Below are 17,938 nucleotides of genomic sequence, written 5' to 3' on the forward strand. Positions count from 1 at the left end.
GATCGGGCGTCCGCCGCCCGGAACCCATGCCCCACCCGGCTCGCGGCTCGACGCAGCGAGAGCGGGAAAGGCGTCTGTTGCGCCTGACTTCAGGTCTTAGTTCGATGCATGTCGTTGTCCCAAAACCGCTTCGCACTTTTGGGCGACAAGCATCAGTGCAGGCTACTCGTCGTCGCGACGTCACCCTCCGCCGAGGCGGATTGCTGGGCGTCGCCGGAAAGCTTGACCTTCAGGTTCTCGGTCATGAACTGGGTGCCGGCCGCGACCACGACGTCGCCCTGTTTCAGGCCATCGGCCACGGCGACACCGTCGGCGGTGAAGTTGGCGACCTTGATCGGGCGCGGATGCACCGTGTCGGAGGCGCGGTCGACCGTCCAGACGATCTGCTTGCCGTCCTTCTCGGTCATCGCCGTCAGCGGGATCGACACAAGTTGGGTCTTACTGCCAACGATCGCCTGGACGTTGGCGGTCATGCCGAGCAGCACGCGCGGATCGTTGGGCAGCGAGACGCGGACAGCGAAGGTGCGCGACTGCGGATCGGCGCTACCGGCGACCTCGCGGACCTTGCCGTCGAGAGTAAGCCCGTCGTCCGACCAGAAGCTCGCCTTGACCTCCTTGCCGGGCTTGAAGCCGGCAATGTCCATCTCCGGCACCGCGATCGACACTTCCTTCTCGCCGTCGACCGCGACGGTCATGACCGGTGTGCCGGCGGCGACCACCTGGCCGACATCGGCGGAGATGGCGGTGACGATGCCGTTCTTGCTGGCCTTCAGATCGGCGTATTGGACCTGGTTCTGCGCCTGGGCCAGCGTCGAGCGCGCGGCATCGCGGGTCGCCACAGCCTGGTCATAGGTCAGCCGCGCCTGGTCGAGCTGCGACTTCGGCGCGAAGTTCTTGGCGTAGAGCTGTTCGGCGCGCTTCCTGGCGAGGTCGACGGTCTCGACCTGGCGCTCGGCGGCGTCGAGGCTGGCCGCGGCGCTCTTCACCGACAATTCGTAGTCGGCAGGATCGATACGGGCGAGCACGTCGCCTTCATTCACATGCTGGCCGATATCGACCAGACGCTCGGTGACCTTGCCGGCGATGCGGAAGCCGAGATTCATCTCGGTGCGGGCGCGCACCGAACCGGAATAGTCGAGCTGGCGGGTGGTCTGCGCCTCGCCGATCTCGACCACCTTCACCGGCCGGACGATCTCCTGGACGACCTCGGCCTTCTCCTGGCTGCAGCCGGCAAGGCCGAGCGCTGCCGCGATGACGGCGGCGGTTGGGAGGCCGACGGCCGGCAGCCTGCGGAAGATGGAACTGGACAAAGACACCTTAGCACTCCCGAACTGGAGATGATTTGTCGAAACCGCGCCCGGCGGGCGACGGCTATTTCAAAGCTCTGATGGCGTAGTCGATTAGTTCGTCGGGCATCGCCCGGTTGGTCTTGGCAAGGCACTGCGCCACCATCTGCGGATGGCACAGAATGACCGTCGCGGCGCCGAAGCAGCGCGAGGCCGTCTCCGGATCCTGCTCCCTGAACTCGCCGGCCTCGATGCCCTCGCGGATCACCTCGGCATAGAGGTCGTGGATTCTGTTCACATGCGCATCGATGACGCCCCAGTCGCGCTCCAGCGCGACGATGACCATCTCATGCACCTTCTCCTGGTCGAGCATGACCTCCAGCGTCATCTTGTACTGGGCATGGATGTAGCGGCGCAGCCGCTCCTCGGCGCTGACCGGCAGGTGCATAATCTCGTAGGCCATCTTGTAGCTGGCGCCGAGCATGCGGCCGCAGACGGCCTGGTGGATTTCCACCTTGGAGGCGAAGAAGCGGTAGATGTTGGCCGGCGACATGCCGAGCTCGCGGGCAATGTCGGCGACGTTGGTCTTGCCGTAGCCGTAGTGGCGGAACAAGCGCTCGGCGCAGTCGAGAATGCGGGTCACATTCTCCTGTCTGGCGGGATCTGCCACGATGTTGGCGGCTTCGGACATGGCGCTTTCGTTTGATGAGTGACGAATTTTAATTTTCGTCAGTCGTAAAACGAAAGCGGCGGGGAGTCAACGCGAAATCGACGTACGCGTATAATTTGGTGACAGATGGTGACAGTTGCTAGGCCTTCAATCGGCGCTTCCGACTGGCAGCCGACACCGATGAGGTCGTCATCCTAGGGCGGAGCAAGGAGCGAAGCGACGCGCGCAGGCCCTAGGATCCATGCCGTGACGTAGACCRAAGAACGAAGGCAGATCAAGAAGTTACGACGATTGGGCTGCCCATTCGCCGCAAGCCATTTTCAACCGCCGGAGCGCGGCCGCAAGGTAACGGCATGGATCCTAGGGTTTCCGCGACGTCGCTGCGCGACTGCTCCACCCTAGGATGACGACGTCGCGGGCGCTGGCGCAAACTGTCGACGTCACGGCCATGTTGGGGCGAGAACTACGCCCCCTTCGCCATCTCCCTCAGCCGAAACTTCTGGATCTTCCCCGTCGAGGTCTTCGGGATCTCCGCGAACACCACCGCCTTCGGCACCTTGAAGCGCGCCAGCAGACCGCGGCAATGCTCGATGATCTCCRCCTCTGTCGCGGTCTTGCCGGGCTTCAGTTCGACATAGGCGACCGGCACCTCGCCCCATTTGTCGTCCGCGCGGGCAACCACACCGCAGGACGCGACCGAGGGATGCTTGTAGAGCGCGTCCTCGACCTCGATGGAGGAGATGTTCTCGCCGCCGGAAATGATGATGTCCTTCGAGCGGTCCTTGAGCTGGATGTAGCCGTCCGGGTGCATGACGCCGAGATCGCCGGAATGGAACCAGCCGCCGGCGAAGGCCTCGTCGGTCGCCTTCCTGTTCTTGAGGTACCCCTTCATGACGATGTTGCCGCGGAACATGACCTCGCCGATGGTCACGCCATCGGCCGGCGTCTCCACCATGGTCTCCGGGTTCATCACCGTCAGCCCTTCGAGCGCGGCATAGCGCACGCCCTGGCGCGCCTTCTTCGCCGTCCTGGGCCCCTTCTCCAGCGCGTCCCACTCATTGTGCCATTCGTTGACGACGGCCGGGCCGTAGGTCTCGGTCAGGCCGTAGAGATGGGTGACTGCGAAGCCGGCATCGGCCATGCCGGACAGCACGGCCTCAGGCGGCGGCGCCGCGGCGGTGTTGAAGGTAACGGTCTGCGGGAACTGGCGCTTGTCCTCGTCTTTCGCGTTGATCAGCACCGACATGACGATGGGCGCGCCGCAGAGATGGGTGACGCCATGGTCGGCGATGGCGTCATATATCGGCTTCGCCCGCACCCAGCGCAGGCAGACATGGGTGCCGGCCTGCACGGCCAAGGTCCAGGGGAAGCACCAGCCGTTGCAATGGAACATCGGCAGCGTCCAGAGATAGACCGCGTGCTTGGCCATGCCGGCATGGATGGTGTTGGTGTAGGCCATCAGCGCGGCACCACGATGATGATAGACGACGCCTTTCGGATTGCCGGTCGTGCCGGACGTGTAGTTGAGCGAGATGGCGTCCCACTCGTCATCCGGCATCGACCAGGCGTAAGTCTCGTCGCCTGCGGTGACGAAGTCCTCATAATCGAGCACGCCGATCCGGTCACCCTTCGGATAGGGAGCGTCGGTGGCATAATCGGGGTCATCATAGTCGATGACCAAGGGCTTGGCCTTGGCCAGCGCCAGAGCCTCCCTGACGACCCCCGAGAACTCGCGGTCGACGATCAGCACCTTCGAGTCGGCATGGTCGAGCTGGAAAGCGATGACGGCGGCGTCGAGACGGGTATTCAGCGAATGCAGCACCGCCTTCACCATCGGCACGCCAAAATGCGCTTCCAGCATCGGCGGCGTGTTGGAGAGCATCACGGTCACCGTGTCGCCCTTGCCGATGCCATGCTTGGCAAGCGCCGAGGCGAGCTTCAGCGAGCGGCGCCAGAAATCGCGATAGGTGATGCGCTGGCTGCCATGAATGATGGCTATGTGGTCGGGATAGGTCTTGGCCGCGCGCTGAAGATAAGTGAGCGGCGTCAGCGGCTGGTGGTTGGCGGCGTTCCTGTCGAGATCCTGTTCGTAGGGATTGGCCATCCCGTTCTCCCCAAAGTTCTTTTCGAACCTTCTAACCTCAGGTCCGCTGTCACGCTATCCCTTCGAATGGCTGAAAATGCTATGATCTGACCCCTTGACAGAACGGCGATCCACGTTGAGCCGTGCTGACAGGAAAGCGCCTCCGCTCACCCAAATTTGACTTTTGTCGAGAGCCGTGACTAATGTCAGCCGAGGAGGCGGCATGGCGATCAGACCGGCAGAACAGCTCATCCACAAGGCCGCCTGGCTTTACTATGCGCATGGCCTTCGCCAGGACGAAGTGGCGAGCCAGCTCAACATTTCACGCGCCTCGGTCGCCATGTATCTGCGCAAGGCGCGCGAGACCGGCATCGTCAACATCTCGACCTCGACGCAGCTCTTCACCGACGACGTCATGGCGCGCAAGGTTGAAGACGCCTTCGGGCTCGACGCCGTATGGATCGCGCCGGAAAACGCCTATCTGGCCGATCCCTCGACCGATATCGCGGTGCTGGCGGCAAGCGTCTTCCTCGAGCTGGTGAAGAAGGGCGACCGCATCGGCGTCGCCTGGGGCCGCACCGTCTACACCATCGCCGACATCATGTCCTTTGCCGACCTGCAGGACGTCACCGTGGTGCAGCTTTGCGGCAATCTCGGCGCGCCCTATTCCTACCGGCCCGACCAGTGCACGATGGAGATCGCGCGGCGGCTCAACGCCAAGGGCCTGAACTTCTATGCGCCGCTGGTGCTGTCGACGGAAGAGCTGGCGAAGAGCCTGCGCGCCGAGCCGGTGATCCGCGATCAACTGGCCGGCATCGCCGAATGCRATCTGGCGCTCTATTCCRTCGGCGCGGTCGATGMCGACAGTCATCTGGTGAAATGCGGCGCGCTGTCGCCGGCCGAGATGGAAGCGCTGCGCAGCCAGGGGGCGGCAGGCGTCATCGCCGGGCAGATCATCGACGCCACGGGCGAGGTGCTCGACTGCAGCTACAACCGGCGCGTCATCTCCGCCGAGCTCGCCTCGCTCCGCGCCATCGAGAAGCGGCTGATGGTGGTGCAGGAAGACACCAAGTTCGAACCGCTGCTTTCGGCCATCGCCGGCGGACTGTGCACGCATCTGGTGATCGGCGCGCATATGGCCGAGCGCCTGCTGCAGCACGCCGGCGAGGCAACCAAGAAGGCCTCTTAGAAATCCCCTCGCCGCTTCTGTCATACAGGCGTCGCGGCTTTCTGTTCATGAGCAAAAAAGACGAGTATCGGACGRATCGACATGAAGAATCTTTGGAATGACGCCGACGCGGAAAAGATGGTTGCCGATTATGCCAAGAAGGGGGTCGGCCGCGATCTTGCTCTGCGCGTCTATACGACCCGCCTGCTCGGCGGCGAGCCGCGGCYGGTGCTGCACGGCGGCGGCAACACATCCTGCAAGACCAAGGCCACCGATCTCGTCGGCGACGAATGGGACGTGCTGTGCGTCAAGGGCAGCGGCTGGGACATGGCGGTCATCGAGCCGCAAGGCCTGCCGGCGGTGAAGATGGGCGCGCTGCTCAAGGCGCGCTCTCTGGAAACGCTCGCCGACGAGGATATGGTGGCGCTGCAGCGTTCCAACCTCATCGACCCATCCTCGCCCAACCCGTCGGTCGAAACGCTGCTGCATGCCTTCCTGCCGCACAAGTTTGTCGACCACACGCATTCGACGGCGATCCTCGCCATTGTCGACCAGGAAGACAGCAAACCGCTGATCAAGGCCGTGTTCGGCGACAAGATGGGTTATGTGCCTTACATCAAGCCGGGCTTCGACCTCGCCAAGGTCGCGGCGGAAGTCTTCGACGCCGACCCCAGCGTCGAAGGCCTTATCCTCGACAAGCACGGCATCTTCACCTTCGGCGACGACGCCAGGCAGGCCTATGACCGCATGATCCACTATGTGACGATGGCCGAGGACTATGTCGCCAAAAACGGCAAGCCGCAGGCGCCCAAGGCCGCGCTGCCGGCAAAGCTCGCCAAGCCGAGCGACATCGCGCCAACGCTGCGCGGCGCCGTGGCCGTGGCGCGCGGCGAAGGCCGCTTCGACCGCATGATCAGCGACTTCCGCACATCGGACTCGATCGTCGATTTCATCAATTCGGCGAAGATCGCCGACTATGCCGGCCGCGGCGTCTCGACGCCGGATCTGTCGATCCGCATCAAGACCGGGCCGATGGCCGTGCCGGCGCCCGACGCCGACAAGCTCGGCCACTACAAGGCCGTGGTGCGCAGCCATGTCGAGGCCTTCGTCAAGGACTACACCGCCTATTTCGAGACCAATGACGCGCTGGACGACGTCAAGCGCACCATGCTCGACCCGATGCCGCGCCTGACGCTGGTGCCGGGGCTGGGCATGTTCGGCCATGGCCGCACGCTGAAGGATGCGAAGATCGCGTCGGATGTCGGCGAGATGTRGATCGAAGCGGTGCGCGGTGCGGAAGCCATCGGCAATTTCCATCCGCTCTCCAAGGCGGATCTCTTCCCGCTTGAATACTGGTCTCTCGAGCAAGCCAAGCTCGCCTCCAACAAGCCGAAGCCGCTGACCGGCCAGGTGGTGCTGATCACCGGCGGCGCCGGCGCCATCGGCGCCGCGACGGCAAAGCTGTTCGCCGCCAACGGCGCGCATGCCGTCATCGTCGATCTCGACGCCGCCAAGGCCGCGGAAGCGGCCAAGGCGGCCGGCAACAGCTCGATCGGCGTCGGCGCCGACATCACCAAGCCTGCGGAGATGCGCGCCGCCTTCGACAAGGCGGTCGCCGTCTATGGCGGCGTCGATATCCTGGTCTCCAATGCGGGCGCCGCCTGGGAAGGCCGTATCGGCGAACTGGATGACGCCACTTTGCGCAAGAGTTTCGAGCTCAACTTCTTCGCCCACCAGTCGGCGGCGCAGAACGCGGTGCGCATCATGCTGGAACAGGGCACCGGCGGCGTGCTGCTCTTCAACACCTCCAAGCAGGCGATCAATCCCGGCCCGAAATTCGGCGCCTACGGCATTCCGAAGGCGGCGACGCTGTTCCTGTCCAGGCAATACGCCCTGGACTACGGCGCCTATGGCATCCGCTCCAATGCGGTGAATGCCGACCGCATCCGCTCAGGTCTTCTGACCGACGCCATGATCGCCAGCCGTTCCGGCGCGCGCGGCGTATCGGAAAAGGAATACATGTCCGGCAATCTGCTCGGACAGGAAGTGACGGCCGACGACGTGGCGCAGGCCTTCCTGCATCAGGCGCTGGCCGAACGCACCACCGCCGACGTGACGACGGTGGACGGCGGCAACATCGCGGCGGCGCTGCGCTGACGAGTACCGTTGCAGCGGTTCGTCGTTTCACGAAAACGACGAACCGCCCTCCTCGTATTATCGCCTCTCAGAGCGGAGCGCCTTTCGCGCTTCTGCTGAAAAACTGCTGCAACCGGTCAAAGTCCCACTCCAATCCTCCGCTTACTACGGTTGAAGGGGATGTCTGGTGTTTCGCATGCGAGCTCCAACCCTGATCATTGGTGGAGTTGTCGATGCCCGCAAAAAGACTTCGTATCGCTGTGCTGTTCGGCGGGCGTTCCGCGGAGCATGAGGTGTCGCTGCTTTCGGCGGCCAACGTGATGGCCGCGCTGGACCTGGCGAAATACGATGCGGTCCCGATCTTCGTCACCCGCGAAGGGCAGTGGCTGCTGAGCCGCTTCGAAGACGGCGCGCTGGCGACGCCGTCGGCTGGCACACAGCTCTGCCTGGTGCCGGGCGGGCATGGGCGGATGCTGGCGATCCCTGCCGGCGGCGCACCCCACGACCTGCCCGCCCTCGACATCCTGTTTCCGGTGCTGCACGGCCTGCATGGCGAGGACGGCGCGGTGCAGGGAGCGGCCGAGGTGGCGCGCGTGCCGCTCGCCGGCTGCGGCATCCTCGGCTCGGCGACGGCGCTCGACAAGGACGTCGCCAAGCGGCTGCTGAAGGCGGCGGGCGTGCCTGTCGCCCGCTCGGTGACCATCGGTGAAGGTGCCGCGCCTTCACTCGCCGAACTGGAGGAGCAAATCGGCCTGCCGCTGTTCATCAAGCCGGCGCGGCAGGGCTCGTCGGTTGGTGTGGCAAAGGTCAATGGCAGCCAGGAATTCGATCGCGCGCTGTCAGAGGCGTTCCAGCACGACAGCAAGCTGCTGGCGGAGGAATTCGTTCGTGGACGCGAGATCGAGTTCAGCGTGCTGGAGAGCCCCACGGGCGAGCTCTTCGTCTCGCGTCCAGGMGAGATCGTGCCCGCGGAAAGCCACGGCTTCTACAACTACAATGCCAAATACATCGACGAGAACGGCGCGGCCCTGATCGTRCCGGCCGAGCTGCCGTTGGAGGTCGAGAGCGCCATGCGCGATATGGCCGCCAGGGCATTCCGGGCACTCGGCTGCGACGGCATGGCCCGTGTCGATTTCTTCCTGATGCCGGACATGAATTTCCTGATCAACGAGCTCAACACCATTCCCGGCTTCACCAACATCAGCATGTACGCCAAGGCGATGGCGGCCAGCGGCGTCAGCTACCCGGAGGTCATCGACCGCCTAGTGGCGCACGGGTTGGCGCGCGCCGGCCGTTGAGGTTATGCCGGCTTCACTCCGGCAGGCCGGCCTTGCGGAAGCCGTCGACGAAATGCTCAAGCGTCGCGTCGTCACGGAACGGCTCCGTGTCGACCCAGCGCTGCGTGGAGAAATGCGGATTGCCGACAAGGAACAGGGTAACCTCGGTGCGCGCCTCGTCCAGGCGGCCGAGCTGCGCCAGAGCTGCCGCCAGGAAACGGCGTGAGCTGGTGCGATAGGTCTCGTCGCGGCGCAGCGTCTCAACCGCGGCCTCGTAATCGCGGGCCGCATACTGCGCTTGGCCGAGTGTGAGATAGTACCAGCTCGGCGGAAATGGGTTCAGCCGGAACGCCTTGCGGATGTGCTCCAGGCCCTCGTCTATCCGCCCGCCCAGCACGTCGATATCGGATAATGTCGCCCAGATATCGGCCTCGTTCGGGTCGAGCTCGATCGCCTTGGCGAATTCCGCCTCGGACTGCTCGAAGTCGCGTTCATAGGCAAAAAGGTTCGCTAGAACCCAGCGGCAACCGGCATCGTTGGGGTCGATCGCCACGGCCTTGCGCGCCAACTCCAGGGCTGTGCTGCGAGCAGGCTCAAACGGCTCGCCCCAATGCACCCAGCTCATCCAGTAATTCATGGCGAGCCAGCGATAGGCCTCGGCGTAGTCGGGATCGAGTGCGATCGCGCGCGTCAGCATCAGATGCGCCTCGCGCGCCATCTGCGGCGACTCGTCGAACATCTTTCGCGCCCGCACGACGAGATCATAGGCTTCGAGGTTCTTCGGCCGGTTGCGCACCGGCGGCGCGCGCAGCCGCCCGAGCAGCGCCTCGACGATCTTGGCGGTCGCCTCATCCTGAACGGCGAAAATGTCTTCCAGGCCGCGATCGAACCGCTCCGCCCAGAGATGCTCGCCGCTCAGCGCATCGATCAGCTGCGCGTTGATCCGCACACGCCCGGCGGCGCGCCTGGCGCTGCCTTCCAGCAGATAGCGCACGCCGAGCTCGCCGGCGATAGCGCGCACGTCCATGGCCTTGCCCTTATAGGCAAACACCGAGTTGCGGGCGATGACGAACAGGCCCGGAATCCGCGAAAGATCGGTGATCAGGTCCTCGGTCAGGCCGTCGGCGAAAGAGTCCTGCTCGGGATCGTTGCTCAGATTGACGAAGGGCAGCACGGCGATCGACGGTTTGTCGGGCAACGGCAAGGTTTTGCGCGTGGCGCCGGACTGTTCGACGGTACCGGTGAAGCGATAGCCGACGCGCGGCACCGTCGCGATCCACTCGCCGCCACCGGTCGCCGGACCGAGCAGTTTCCTGAGTTGCGCGATCTGGACGGTGAGATTGCCTTCCTCGACGGCCGTGCCAGGCCAAGCCGCGTCCATCAGCTCGGCCTTGCCCAGGATCTCGCCCGGGCGCGCGACGAGCGCTTCGAGCAGCTTCAGCCCACGGTGACCTGCGGCAACGGGAACATCGCCCCGAAGCAGCGTTCCCGCGCCCGGGTCAAGCACGAACGGTCCAAAGGCAAAGCGCGATCGCTGCATGCGGCGATCTATAGAGCAATTCCAGGAAAAGTGTGAGCGCTTTTCCGCCTGGAATTGCGTAAAAACAAAGGGATAGAGCGTTTCGCCGTTTCCGTGAAACGGTGAAACGCTCAGATCGATTTGGAAGTTTTGAGAACTATTTGGGAGGGCTTAATTACGCCGCCGGCTGGCTGCGGCACACTGCTATCTCAATCAGACCACGGGTTTCCAAACCCTCTACTGCATGGAGGTTGCCATGAACGATATTCTTGCGACTTGCGCACCCCTGGCGGCGCGCCCAGCCGAGATCAAGAGCCGCCGGCGCTACAGCCTGGCGGCCTTGCGCAGCCTCATCGCGCTGCGCCGCGAACAGGCCTATTTCCGTTTCGAGCTCAAGCGGATCGCGACGGACAATCCGCATCTGATCGACGACATCGGGCTGACGAGGAAAGAGGTCGAGGCGGAGATCGCCAAACTGCCGTTCTGGCAGCGATGAGGCCCGGGGCGGCTCAGATAGAACGACAGAGAGCGGCCCACAGGACCGCTCTCTTCATTTGTGATGAGCTGAACCTTACTTGGCGTTCGGGTTCGGCATCCAGGCCGGCATCGCGACATCGGCATGGGCGAACTGCGGCAGCTTGGCCGACAGGTCTTCCATGTTCTTGATGTCCTTGTCGATCAGCTCCTTCTGGGTGATCAGCGTCGGCGGCACGATCACGTTGTGRCCGGGATCCTCGCCGGCGAGCAGTTGTGCCAGGGCGCGCACCGAGACCTGGCCGACGACAGCCGGGTTGGTGGCTGCGGTGGCGGCCCAGGCGCTGTCCGGCTCACGCATCGCGGCGATATCCGAGGTCGAGATATCGGCTGAATAGATCTTGATCTTCTTGTTCAGGCCGGCTTCGTCGACGGCGATCTTCACGCCCTTGGCGAACTCGTCATAGGGCGCGAACATCACGTTGATGTCGGGATGCGCCTGCAGAACCGAGCGCGCCTGGTTGGCGACCGAGTTGGCGATCGGATTGTCGAGCGTGCCGAACATGGCGACCTCGTTGATGCCCGAATACTTCTTCTTCACGTCCACCCAGGTCTCGTTACGGCGGTCGAGCGGGGCGATGCCGGCGACATAGACATAGCCTGCCTTCCAGCTTTCGCCGTTGTCCTTGACCGCCTGCTCGAGCGCGAGCCTGGCGAGGTCCTTGTCCGACTGCTCGATCTGCGGGATCTTCGGGTTCTCGACATTGACGTCGAAGGCGACGACCTTGATGCCTGCGTCGACCGCGCGCTGGGCGGCGTCCTTCATCGATTCCGTCAGGCCGTGCTGGATGATGATGCCCTGCACGCCGAGCGCGATCGCCTGGTCGACCATGTCGGCCTGGAGCGCTGCATCCTGGCGGCTGTCCAGCACGCGCAGGTCGACGCCGAGCGCCTTGGCCTGCGCCTCGACGCCCGAGAGATAGGCCTGGAAGAAGTCACCGGTCGACAGATACCGCACCAGCGCGATCTTGACGCCCGGCTTGTCGAACGGCGCCGGCTTGTCCGCCGCCAACGCCGTGCCCTGCATCAGCAGCGCCGCGCCGGCGAGGCCGAGCGCCGCCTTCCCCAAAAGTCTTCTTGTGATGCTCACTTCCTTTTCCTCCGTTTTGTCTCAATGCCCCGGTCGAAACTATCTCTTGCCCCTGCCGGAAAGGGCGAAGGTGAAGACAAGGGCGACGACGAGCACCGCGCCCTTGACGAAATCCTGCGTGTAATAGGGGGCGTTCATCATCGTCAGGCCTTGCAGCAGGACGCCGACGAACACCGCGCCGACGGCGGTGCCGAAGGCGTTGGGCTTGGCGGCGCCGAGCACCGCGTAGCCGATGAGCGCCGCGGCGACAGCGTCGAGCAGCAGATTATTACCCGAGGCGATATCGCCGCGTCCAAGCCGGGCGGCGAGCAAAATCCCGCCGATCGAGGCAAAAACTCCCGAAATGACGTAGGCCCAGATTTTGTATGCCTTGACAGGCGCGCCGGCGAGCTCGGCCGCCCTCTCGTTGGAGCCGACCGCATACATCATGCGGCCAAAGCGGGTGTATTCGAGGAAGAACCAGATCAGCAGCGCGAGCACGACGAGCACGACCACCGAGACCGGGATCAAGTTCGGGATGAAGAAGTCGATGCGGTGGCGGCCGAGCGCCAGGAAAGCTTCCGAAAACTTGCCGTTGGCGACCGAACCGTCGGGCATGGTCATGCCGGTGGCGATCGAGCGGCCTTCGGTCGGAATGCGCTGCAGGCCAAGCAGCAGGAACATCATGCCGAGCGTCGCCAGAAGATCGGGCACACGCATATAGACGATCAGCCAGCCATTGATCAGGCCGACAATGACGCCGATGACCAGGCAGGCGATGACGGCGACGATGGCGTTCTGCTCCAGTACGACCATGGCATAGGAAGCCGCCATCATGGCGCTGGTCGCGACCGAGCCGATCGACAGGTCGAAACCGCCGACGACCAGCGTCGCGGTGACGCCGAGCGCCAGCACGCCGGTGATGGCCACCGACTGGAAGATGAAGACGGCGCTCTGCGGCGAGGCGAAGCCATCGGCGGCGATCGCGAAATAGGCGATCAACCCGACCAGCAGGACGATGAAGCCGTAGCGGATGGCATAGTCACGCAATGTCATCGAACGCTCCCGCGCTGTTGCCCTCTCCGCCAAACTGGAACTCATGCCCGCACTCCAAGTCTCGTCATTCGCACGATCTCACGCAGCACTATTCAGCGGCCCGCCGGCCACTTCCGCCAGCAGCCGGTCGAGGTCGATGTCGCCGTTGCGGTGCTCGCCGACGACCGTGTGTTCCGACATCACCAGGATGCGGTCGGCGGTCTCCAGCGCCTCGTCGATCTCGGTGACGAAGATGAGCGTGGCGCGGCTGTCGGCGCTTGCCCTGAGCTTGGCGGCGATGTCGCGGCGCGCCGAAATGTCGACGCCCTGGAACGGCTCGTCGAGGATGAAGAGCCGCGAGGCCTGCGACATCCAGCGCGCCACCATCACCTTCTGCTGGTTGCCGCCGGACAGCGCCGACAGCTCGTCCTTCTCCGAGCGGCAGACGATGCCGAGCTCGTCGATCTGGCGGCGGGCGGCGACGCGCTCGGCGCGCTTCTTCATGACGCCGAAGCCCGACATGCGCTTGAGGAACGGCAGGCTGATGTTGCGCTCGATGTTGAAGCCGCCGACGATGYCGCTCGCTGCGCGGTCCTTAGCGACGAGGAAAGCTCCGGCCGCGATCGCCTCGCGCGCCGAGCCCGGCGCGTATGGCTTGCCATCCATATGCATGGTGCCGGCGAGCGGCCGGCGCACGCCGAACAGCGTTTCCGCCAAAGCCGTCTTGCCGACGCCGACAAGGCCGGTGATCGCCACCACCTCGCCGGCGCCGAGCGTCATCGAGATCGGCTTTGCTCCATGCGCGAGCTGCAGGCCTTCGGCGGTGAAAACCGCGCGCGCCGAGCTCCGGGCGACGACCCTGTCGAGGTGGATCTTGCGGCCGAGCATGGCATTGACCGCACCCTCATAGTCGAGCGGCTGCTTGTCGAAGACGCCGGAGACGACGCCGTCGCGCATCGACACGATGCGGTCGGCGAGACGCCTGATGTCGGACATGCGATGCGAAATATAGAGGATGGCGACGCCCTGCCCGCGCAGCCGGTCGATCAGCGAAAACAGCCGATCGGCTTCGGCGCTCGACAGCGAGGAGGTCGGCTCGTCGAGGATCAGAACCTTGGGCTGATGCGCCATGGCCCGCGCGATGGCGACCATCTGCCGATCGGCCAACGACAAGTCGCTGACGCGCGCCCTGAGGTCGAGGGCGAGCCCCATGCGGTCGGCAACCGCCCTCGCCTCAGCCCGGACATTGGCAGGTTTGAACAGCAACGACGCACCTTTGCCGCTCAGCCGGTCGAGCGTCAGATTGGTGGCGACATCGAGGTCGGCGACCACGCCGTCATTGATGTTCTGGTGCACGGTGACGACGCCGGCGCGGATGGCTTCGGCAGGGGTCTGCGGATCGAAGGCCTGGCCGGCGAGTTTCATCGAGCCGGCGCCACGTTCGTAGACGCCGCTGACGATCTTGACCAGGGTGGACTTGCCGGCGCCGTTGGCGCCCATCAGCACCGTCACCTCGCCCGCAAAGAGGTCGAGCGAGATGCCGCCAAGCACCTCGTTCTGGCCGAAGGATTTCCTCAGGCCCTCCACATGGAACACGGCATCTGCGCCCATCCATTCCTCCCGGATCGTGACGCTATGGGCTCATTCGGCAATTGTCAACACGATTGACATTTGCCAGTGAGCTTCCTAGCTTGGCCCCGCCGCCGTGGCTCCGCTATCGTCGGAAACCACGCGCAGGAGGGGAGAGCATGACCGGGAAGTTCGAAGCATTGTCGGTGGAAACGCTGCCGAAGCGCCTTGGCGGGACCGCGGCGCTGACCGGGCGCATCGGCAGGGACGCCAGCCGCTGGAAGGTTCAGGAGGTCGGAGACGGCAATCTCAACCTCGTCTTCATCGTCGAGGGCGACCAGGGCGCGGCAGTGGTCAAGCAGGCGCTGCCCTATGTGCGGCTGGTCGGCGACAGCTGGCCGCTGCCGCTCAAACGCTCCTTCTTCGAATACCATGCGCTGACGCGGCAAGAGCGCCGTGCGCCCGGCTCGGTGCCGGCGATCTACCATTTCGACGAGACCCAGGCGCTGATCGTCATGGAATATCTGGCGCCGCCGCACGTCATCCTGCGGCGCGCGCTGATCGACGGTCGCGAACTGCCTAACATCGCGCGCGACATCGGCCTGTTCATGGCCCGCACGCTGTTCCGTGGCTCGGATCTCTCGATGGTGACGAAAGAGCGCAAGGCCGWCCTCGCGCTGTTCGCCGACAATGTCGAGCTTTGCGACATCACCGAGAACCTGGTGTTCTCCGATCCCTATTTCGACGCCAAGATGAACCGCCACACCAGCCCGCAGCTCGACGGCCTGGTGGCGGAGCTGCGCGCCGACCGCGACCTCAAGGTCGAGGCGCAGCGGCTGAAGCATCTGTTCGCCGCCAATGCCGAGACGCTGCTGCATGGCGATTTGCATTCGGGCTCGATCATGGTGACGGACACAGAGACCCGGATGATCGATCCGGAGTTCGCCTTCTATGGCCCGATCGCCTTCGACGTCGGCATGTTGCTCGCCAATTTCTGGATGGCCTTCTTCTCGCAGCGCGGGCATGAGGAGAAGGGCAGCCGGGACTCGATGCGTGCCTATCTGCTCGGCGTCACAGCTGAGACCTGGGCCACCTTCCGCGCCGAGTTCGCCCATCTGTGGCGGACCGAGCGCAGCGGCATCCTCTACCAGAGAAGCCTGTTCGAGGATCAGGGCGACATGCTCGGCTCAGAACAGGCGCTCGACCACATGCTGCATTCCATCTGGACCGACCTGCTCGGCTTTGCCGGCATCGAGGTGCACCGGCGCATCCTGGGCCTCGCCCACAATGCCGATTTCGAGACCATTGCCGATCAAGACCTGCGCGCCAGATGTGAGGCCAAGGCTTTGCGCTTCGGCCGCCATATCGCCGTCAACCGGCGCCAGATCCACAGCATCGACGAGGTCAACAATCTCGCCGCGCTGATCGAACAGGAGAAGAGCCTTTGAACGTCGGCGAACGCCACTACCGCACCATCTGGCTCAGCGACGACAAGCGGTCGGTCGAGATCATCGACCAGCGCTGGCTGCCGCATGAGTTCCGCATCGAGAGGATCGAAACGGTCGCCGGCATCGCCACCGCGATCCGCGACATGTGGGTGCGCGGCGCGCCGCTGATCGGCGTCACCGCTGCCTATGGCGTCGCCATCCAGATGCAGGACGACCCGTCGGACGAAGCGCTCGACGCGGTGTGGGAGAAGCTTCACAAGACTCGGCCGACGGCGATCAACCTGCGCTGGGCGCTGGACGAGATGCGGCGCTTCCTGAAGCCCTTGGCACCGGCAGAGCGCGCGGAGGCTGCCTACCGGCGCGCCGCCGAGATCGCCGACGAGGATGTCGATCTGAACCGCGCCATCGGCGAGAACGGTCTTGCCATCATCAAGGAGATCGCGGCGCGCAAGCAGCCGGGCGAAACGGTCAACATCCTCACCCATTGCAATGCCGGCTGGCTGGCGACCGTCGACTACGGCACCGCCACCGCGCCGATCTATCTGGCGACCGAGGCCGGCATTCCGGTGCATGTCTATGTCGACGAGACCAGGCCGCGCAACCAGGGCGCCCAGCTAACCGCCTGGGAGATGGCCGGCCACGGCGTGCCGCACACGCTGATCGTCGACAATGCCGGTGGCCACCTGATGCAGCATGGCGACATCGACATGGTGATCGTCGGCACCGACCGCACCACCGCCAATGGCGACGTCTGCAACAAGATCGGCACCTATCTGAAGGCGCTGGCCGCCGCCGACAACGACGTGCCCTTCTACGTCGCGCTGCCCTCGCCCACCATCGACTGGACCGTGGCCGACGGGCTGAAGGAAATCCCGATCGAGGAGCGCTCCGGCGACGAGGTTTCGCTGGTGTGGGGCAAGACGGCGGACGGCAAGGTCGCGCAGGTGCGCGTCTCGCCCGATGCGACGCCGGCGGCGAACCCCGCCTTCGACGTGACGCCGGCGCGGTTGGTGACCGGGCTGATCACCGAGCGCGGCGTTGCCAAGGCCTCGCGCGAGGGGCTGAAGGCGATGTTTCCGGAGCGCGGGTGACGGCTGAGAAGTCCGGCAGGACAGAGGGGGCGCGAAGTATCGCGGCGTCGCAGGATCAAGGTTCCTCGCCCCACGAAAGTGGGGAGAGGTGGCTCGGCGAAGCCGAGACGGAGAGGGGAGCACCCTACGAAGGCCCCTCTCCGTCCGCTTCGCGGACACCTCTCCCCGCCTTCGGCGGGGCGAGGAACCCAAGCATAGATACGTTGGCGGGACAGCGCCGCCCCTGCCGGGCATCCCTACAAGGGAAGGATTGGCCAATCGCCAATTGACAGCGCCATTCTGCCCTTCCATAAAACCCGCGTTAATGTTCTCAGGGCGGGGTGAAAGTCCCCACCGGCGGTAAGAGCCTCGGCTCAAGCCCGCGAGCGCCTCCCGGTAACAGGAGGGTCAGCAGATCCGGTGCGATTCCGGGGCCGACGGTTACAGTCCGGATGGAAGAGAACGATCGCTAAAAGACGGTCCGCTCGCGCGGGCCGCGTTTTTGCGTCGTGCGTCCTGATTCTGGTTCGAAACGGAAGGAAGGACCCATGAATCAGCATTTTCTCAAAGACCATACTGCTCGTCGTGTCGCCGTCATCCGGGCGCGTTGGCATGCCGACATCGTCGACCAATGCGTGACGGCGTTCGAGGCGGAGCTCGCCGCGCTTGGCGGCTTTGCCGTCGAGATCTTCGACGTGCCGGGCGCCTACGAGATCCCGCTGCACGCCAAGACGCTTGCCGAGACGGGTCGCTATGCCGCGATCCTCGGCACCGCCTTCGTCGTCAATGGCGGCATCTACCGGCACGACTTCGTGGCGGGCGCCGTCATCGACGGCATGATGGACGTGCAGCTCGTGACCGGCGTGCCGGTGCTGTCGGCGGTGCTGACGCCGCACAACTACCATGACAGCGCCGAGCATCACCGCTTCTTCCACGAGCATTTCACCGTGAAGGGCAAGGAAGCGGCGAAGGCCTGCGTCGAAATCCTCGCCGCGCGCGCACGCATCGCGGCTTGAACCGCTTCGCGCGCGGCCGTATCCGATACTAAACCGATTTGGATTCCAGGGTCGCAAC

14 protein-coding genes and 1 riboswitch are annotated in these 17,938 nt (G+C 64.6%); of the genes, 7 read left to right on the forward strand and 7 right to left on the reverse strand.

Annotated features, from left to right (window positions below; genetic code table 11):
• Nucleotides 1-152: 152 nt before the first annotated feature.
• The 3 genes from LCM4577_RS26330 to LCM4577_RS26340 all read right to left on the reverse strand — a co-directional run bounded on the left by LCM4577_RS26330 (nt 153) and on the right by LCM4577_RS26340 (nt 4,060).
• Complete coding sequence (locus tag LCM4577_RS26330; protein WP_371410080.1) at nt 153-1,286, reverse strand: efflux RND transporter periplasmic adaptor subunit; 1,134 nt, start codon at nt 1,284-1,286, stop codon at nt 153-155.
• Between the two features lie 85 nt (nt 1,287-1,371).
• The gene (locus LCM4577_RS26335) at nt 1,372-1,977 is read right to left on the reverse strand and encodes a TetR family transcriptional regulator (protein WP_040988547.1); all 606 of its coding nucleotides are present in this window, start codon (nt 1,975-1,977) and stop codon (nt 1,372-1,374) included.
• A 442-nt stretch (nt 1,978-2,419) separates the two neighbouring features.
• A complete protein-coding gene (locus LCM4577_RS26340) occupies nt 2,420-4,060 on the reverse strand; it encodes an acyl-CoA synthetase (RefSeq protein ID WP_071074106.1) in 1,641 nt (546 codons plus the stop codon).
• Nucleotides 4,061-4,262: 202 nt separating this feature from the next.
• On the opposite strand from LCM4577_RS26340, the gene LCM4577_RS26345 reads away from it, so the two are divergent.
• The 3 genes from LCM4577_RS26345 to LCM4577_RS26355 all read left to right on the forward strand — a co-directional run bounded on the left by LCM4577_RS26345 (nt 4,263) and on the right by LCM4577_RS26355 (nt 8,641).
• Nucleotides 4,263-5,228, forward strand: a complete 966-nt coding sequence (locus LCM4577_RS26345; RefSeq protein ID WP_071074107.1) for a sugar-binding transcriptional regulator — start codon at nt 4,263-4,265, stop codon at nt 5,226-5,228.
• 81 nt (nt 5,229-5,309) lie between these two features.
• The gene (locus LCM4577_RS26350) at nt 5,310-7,364 is read left to right on the forward strand and encodes a bifunctional aldolase/short-chain dehydrogenase (RefSeq protein ID WP_071074108.1); all 2,055 of its coding nucleotides are present in this window, start codon (nt 5,310-5,312) and stop codon (nt 7,362-7,364) included.
• 212 nt (nt 7,365-7,576) lie between these two features.
• Nucleotides 7,577-8,641, forward strand: a complete 1,065-nt coding sequence (locus tag LCM4577_RS26355; protein ID WP_071074109.1) for a D-alanine--D-alanine ligase family protein — start codon at nt 7,577-7,579, stop codon at nt 8,639-8,641.
• 13 nt (nt 8,642-8,654) lie between these two features.
• Here the strand turns inward: LCM4577_RS26355 and LCM4577_RS26360 are convergent, their stop codons facing one another.
• Nucleotides 8,655-10,160, reverse strand: a complete 1,506-nt coding sequence (locus tag LCM4577_RS26360) for a winged helix-turn-helix domain-containing tetratricopeptide repeat protein (protein WP_071074110.1) — start codon at nt 10,158-10,160, stop codon at nt 8,655-8,657.
• 235 nt (nt 10,161-10,395) lie between these two features.
• On the opposite strand from LCM4577_RS26360, the gene LCM4577_RS26365 reads away from it, so the two are divergent.
• Nucleotides 10,396-10,635: a DUF1127 domain-containing protein gene (locus LCM4577_RS26365; RefSeq protein WP_116390176.1), complete on the forward strand. Its 240-nt coding sequence runs from the start codon at nt 10,396-10,398 to the stop codon at nt 10,633-10,635.
• A 75-nt stretch (nt 10,636-10,710) separates the two neighbouring features.
• On the opposite strand, the gene LCM4577_RS26370 is transcribed toward LCM4577_RS26365, so the two are convergent.
• From LCM4577_RS26370 to LCM4577_RS26380, 3 genes are all read right to left on the reverse strand, one after another.
• Entirely contained in the window at nt 10,711-11,763 is a 1,053-nt protein-coding gene (locus tag LCM4577_RS26370) for a substrate-binding domain-containing protein (RefSeq protein ID WP_040988534.1), read from the reverse strand.
• Nucleotides 11,764-11,802: 39 nt separating this feature from the next.
• Nucleotides 11,803-12,798 carry an ABC transporter permease gene (locus LCM4577_RS26375; protein WP_040988532.1) on the reverse strand — a complete coding sequence of 332 codons (996 nt, stop codon included), beginning with the start codon at nt 12,796-12,798 and terminating at the stop codon, nt 11,803-11,805.
• A gap of 78 nt (nt 12,799-12,876) precedes the next feature.
• Nucleotides 12,877-14,388: a sugar ABC transporter ATP-binding protein gene (locus LCM4577_RS26380; protein WP_071074111.1), complete on the reverse strand. Its 1,512-nt coding sequence runs from the start codon at nt 14,386-14,388 to the stop codon at nt 12,877-12,879.
• 137 nt (nt 14,389-14,525) lie between these two features.
• On the opposite strand from LCM4577_RS26380, the gene mtnK reads away from it, so the two are divergent.
• The 3 genes from mtnK (at nt 14,526) to LCM4577_RS26395 (ending at nt 17,880) form a co-directional block, all read left to right on the forward strand.
• Nucleotides 14,526-15,794, forward strand: coding sequence for an S-methyl-5-thioribose kinase (gene mtnK, locus LCM4577_RS26385; RefSeq protein WP_071074112.1), 1,269 nt, complete (start codon nt 14,526-14,528; stop codon nt 15,792-15,794).
• Nucleotides 15,791-16,885 carry an S-methyl-5-thioribose-1-phosphate isomerase gene (gene mtnA / locus LCM4577_RS26390; RefSeq protein ID WP_071035374.1) on the forward strand — a complete coding sequence of 365 codons (1,095 nt, stop codon included), beginning with the start codon at nt 15,791-15,793 and terminating at the stop codon, nt 16,883-16,885. Before mtnK ends, mtnA begins: the two co-directional genes overlap by 4 nt.
• Before the next feature lie 302 nt (nt 16,886-17,187).
• Nucleotides 17,188-17,332, forward strand: a riboswitch (FMN riboswitch).
• Between the two features lie 80 nt (nt 17,333-17,412).
• Nucleotides 17,413-17,880, forward strand: a complete 468-nt coding sequence (locus LCM4577_RS26395) for a 6,7-dimethyl-8-ribityllumazine synthase (RefSeq protein WP_071035373.1) — start codon at nt 17,413-17,415, stop codon at nt 17,878-17,880.
• Nucleotides 17,881-17,938: the final 58 nt, after the last annotated feature.

Origin of the sequence: Mesorhizobium sp. LCM 4577 (assembly GCF_001854795.2) — a bacterium.
In the GTDB taxonomy this organism is placed as follows: Bacteria; Pseudomonadota; Alphaproteobacteria; order Rhizobiales; family Rhizobiaceae; genus Mesorhizobium; species Mesorhizobium plurifarium.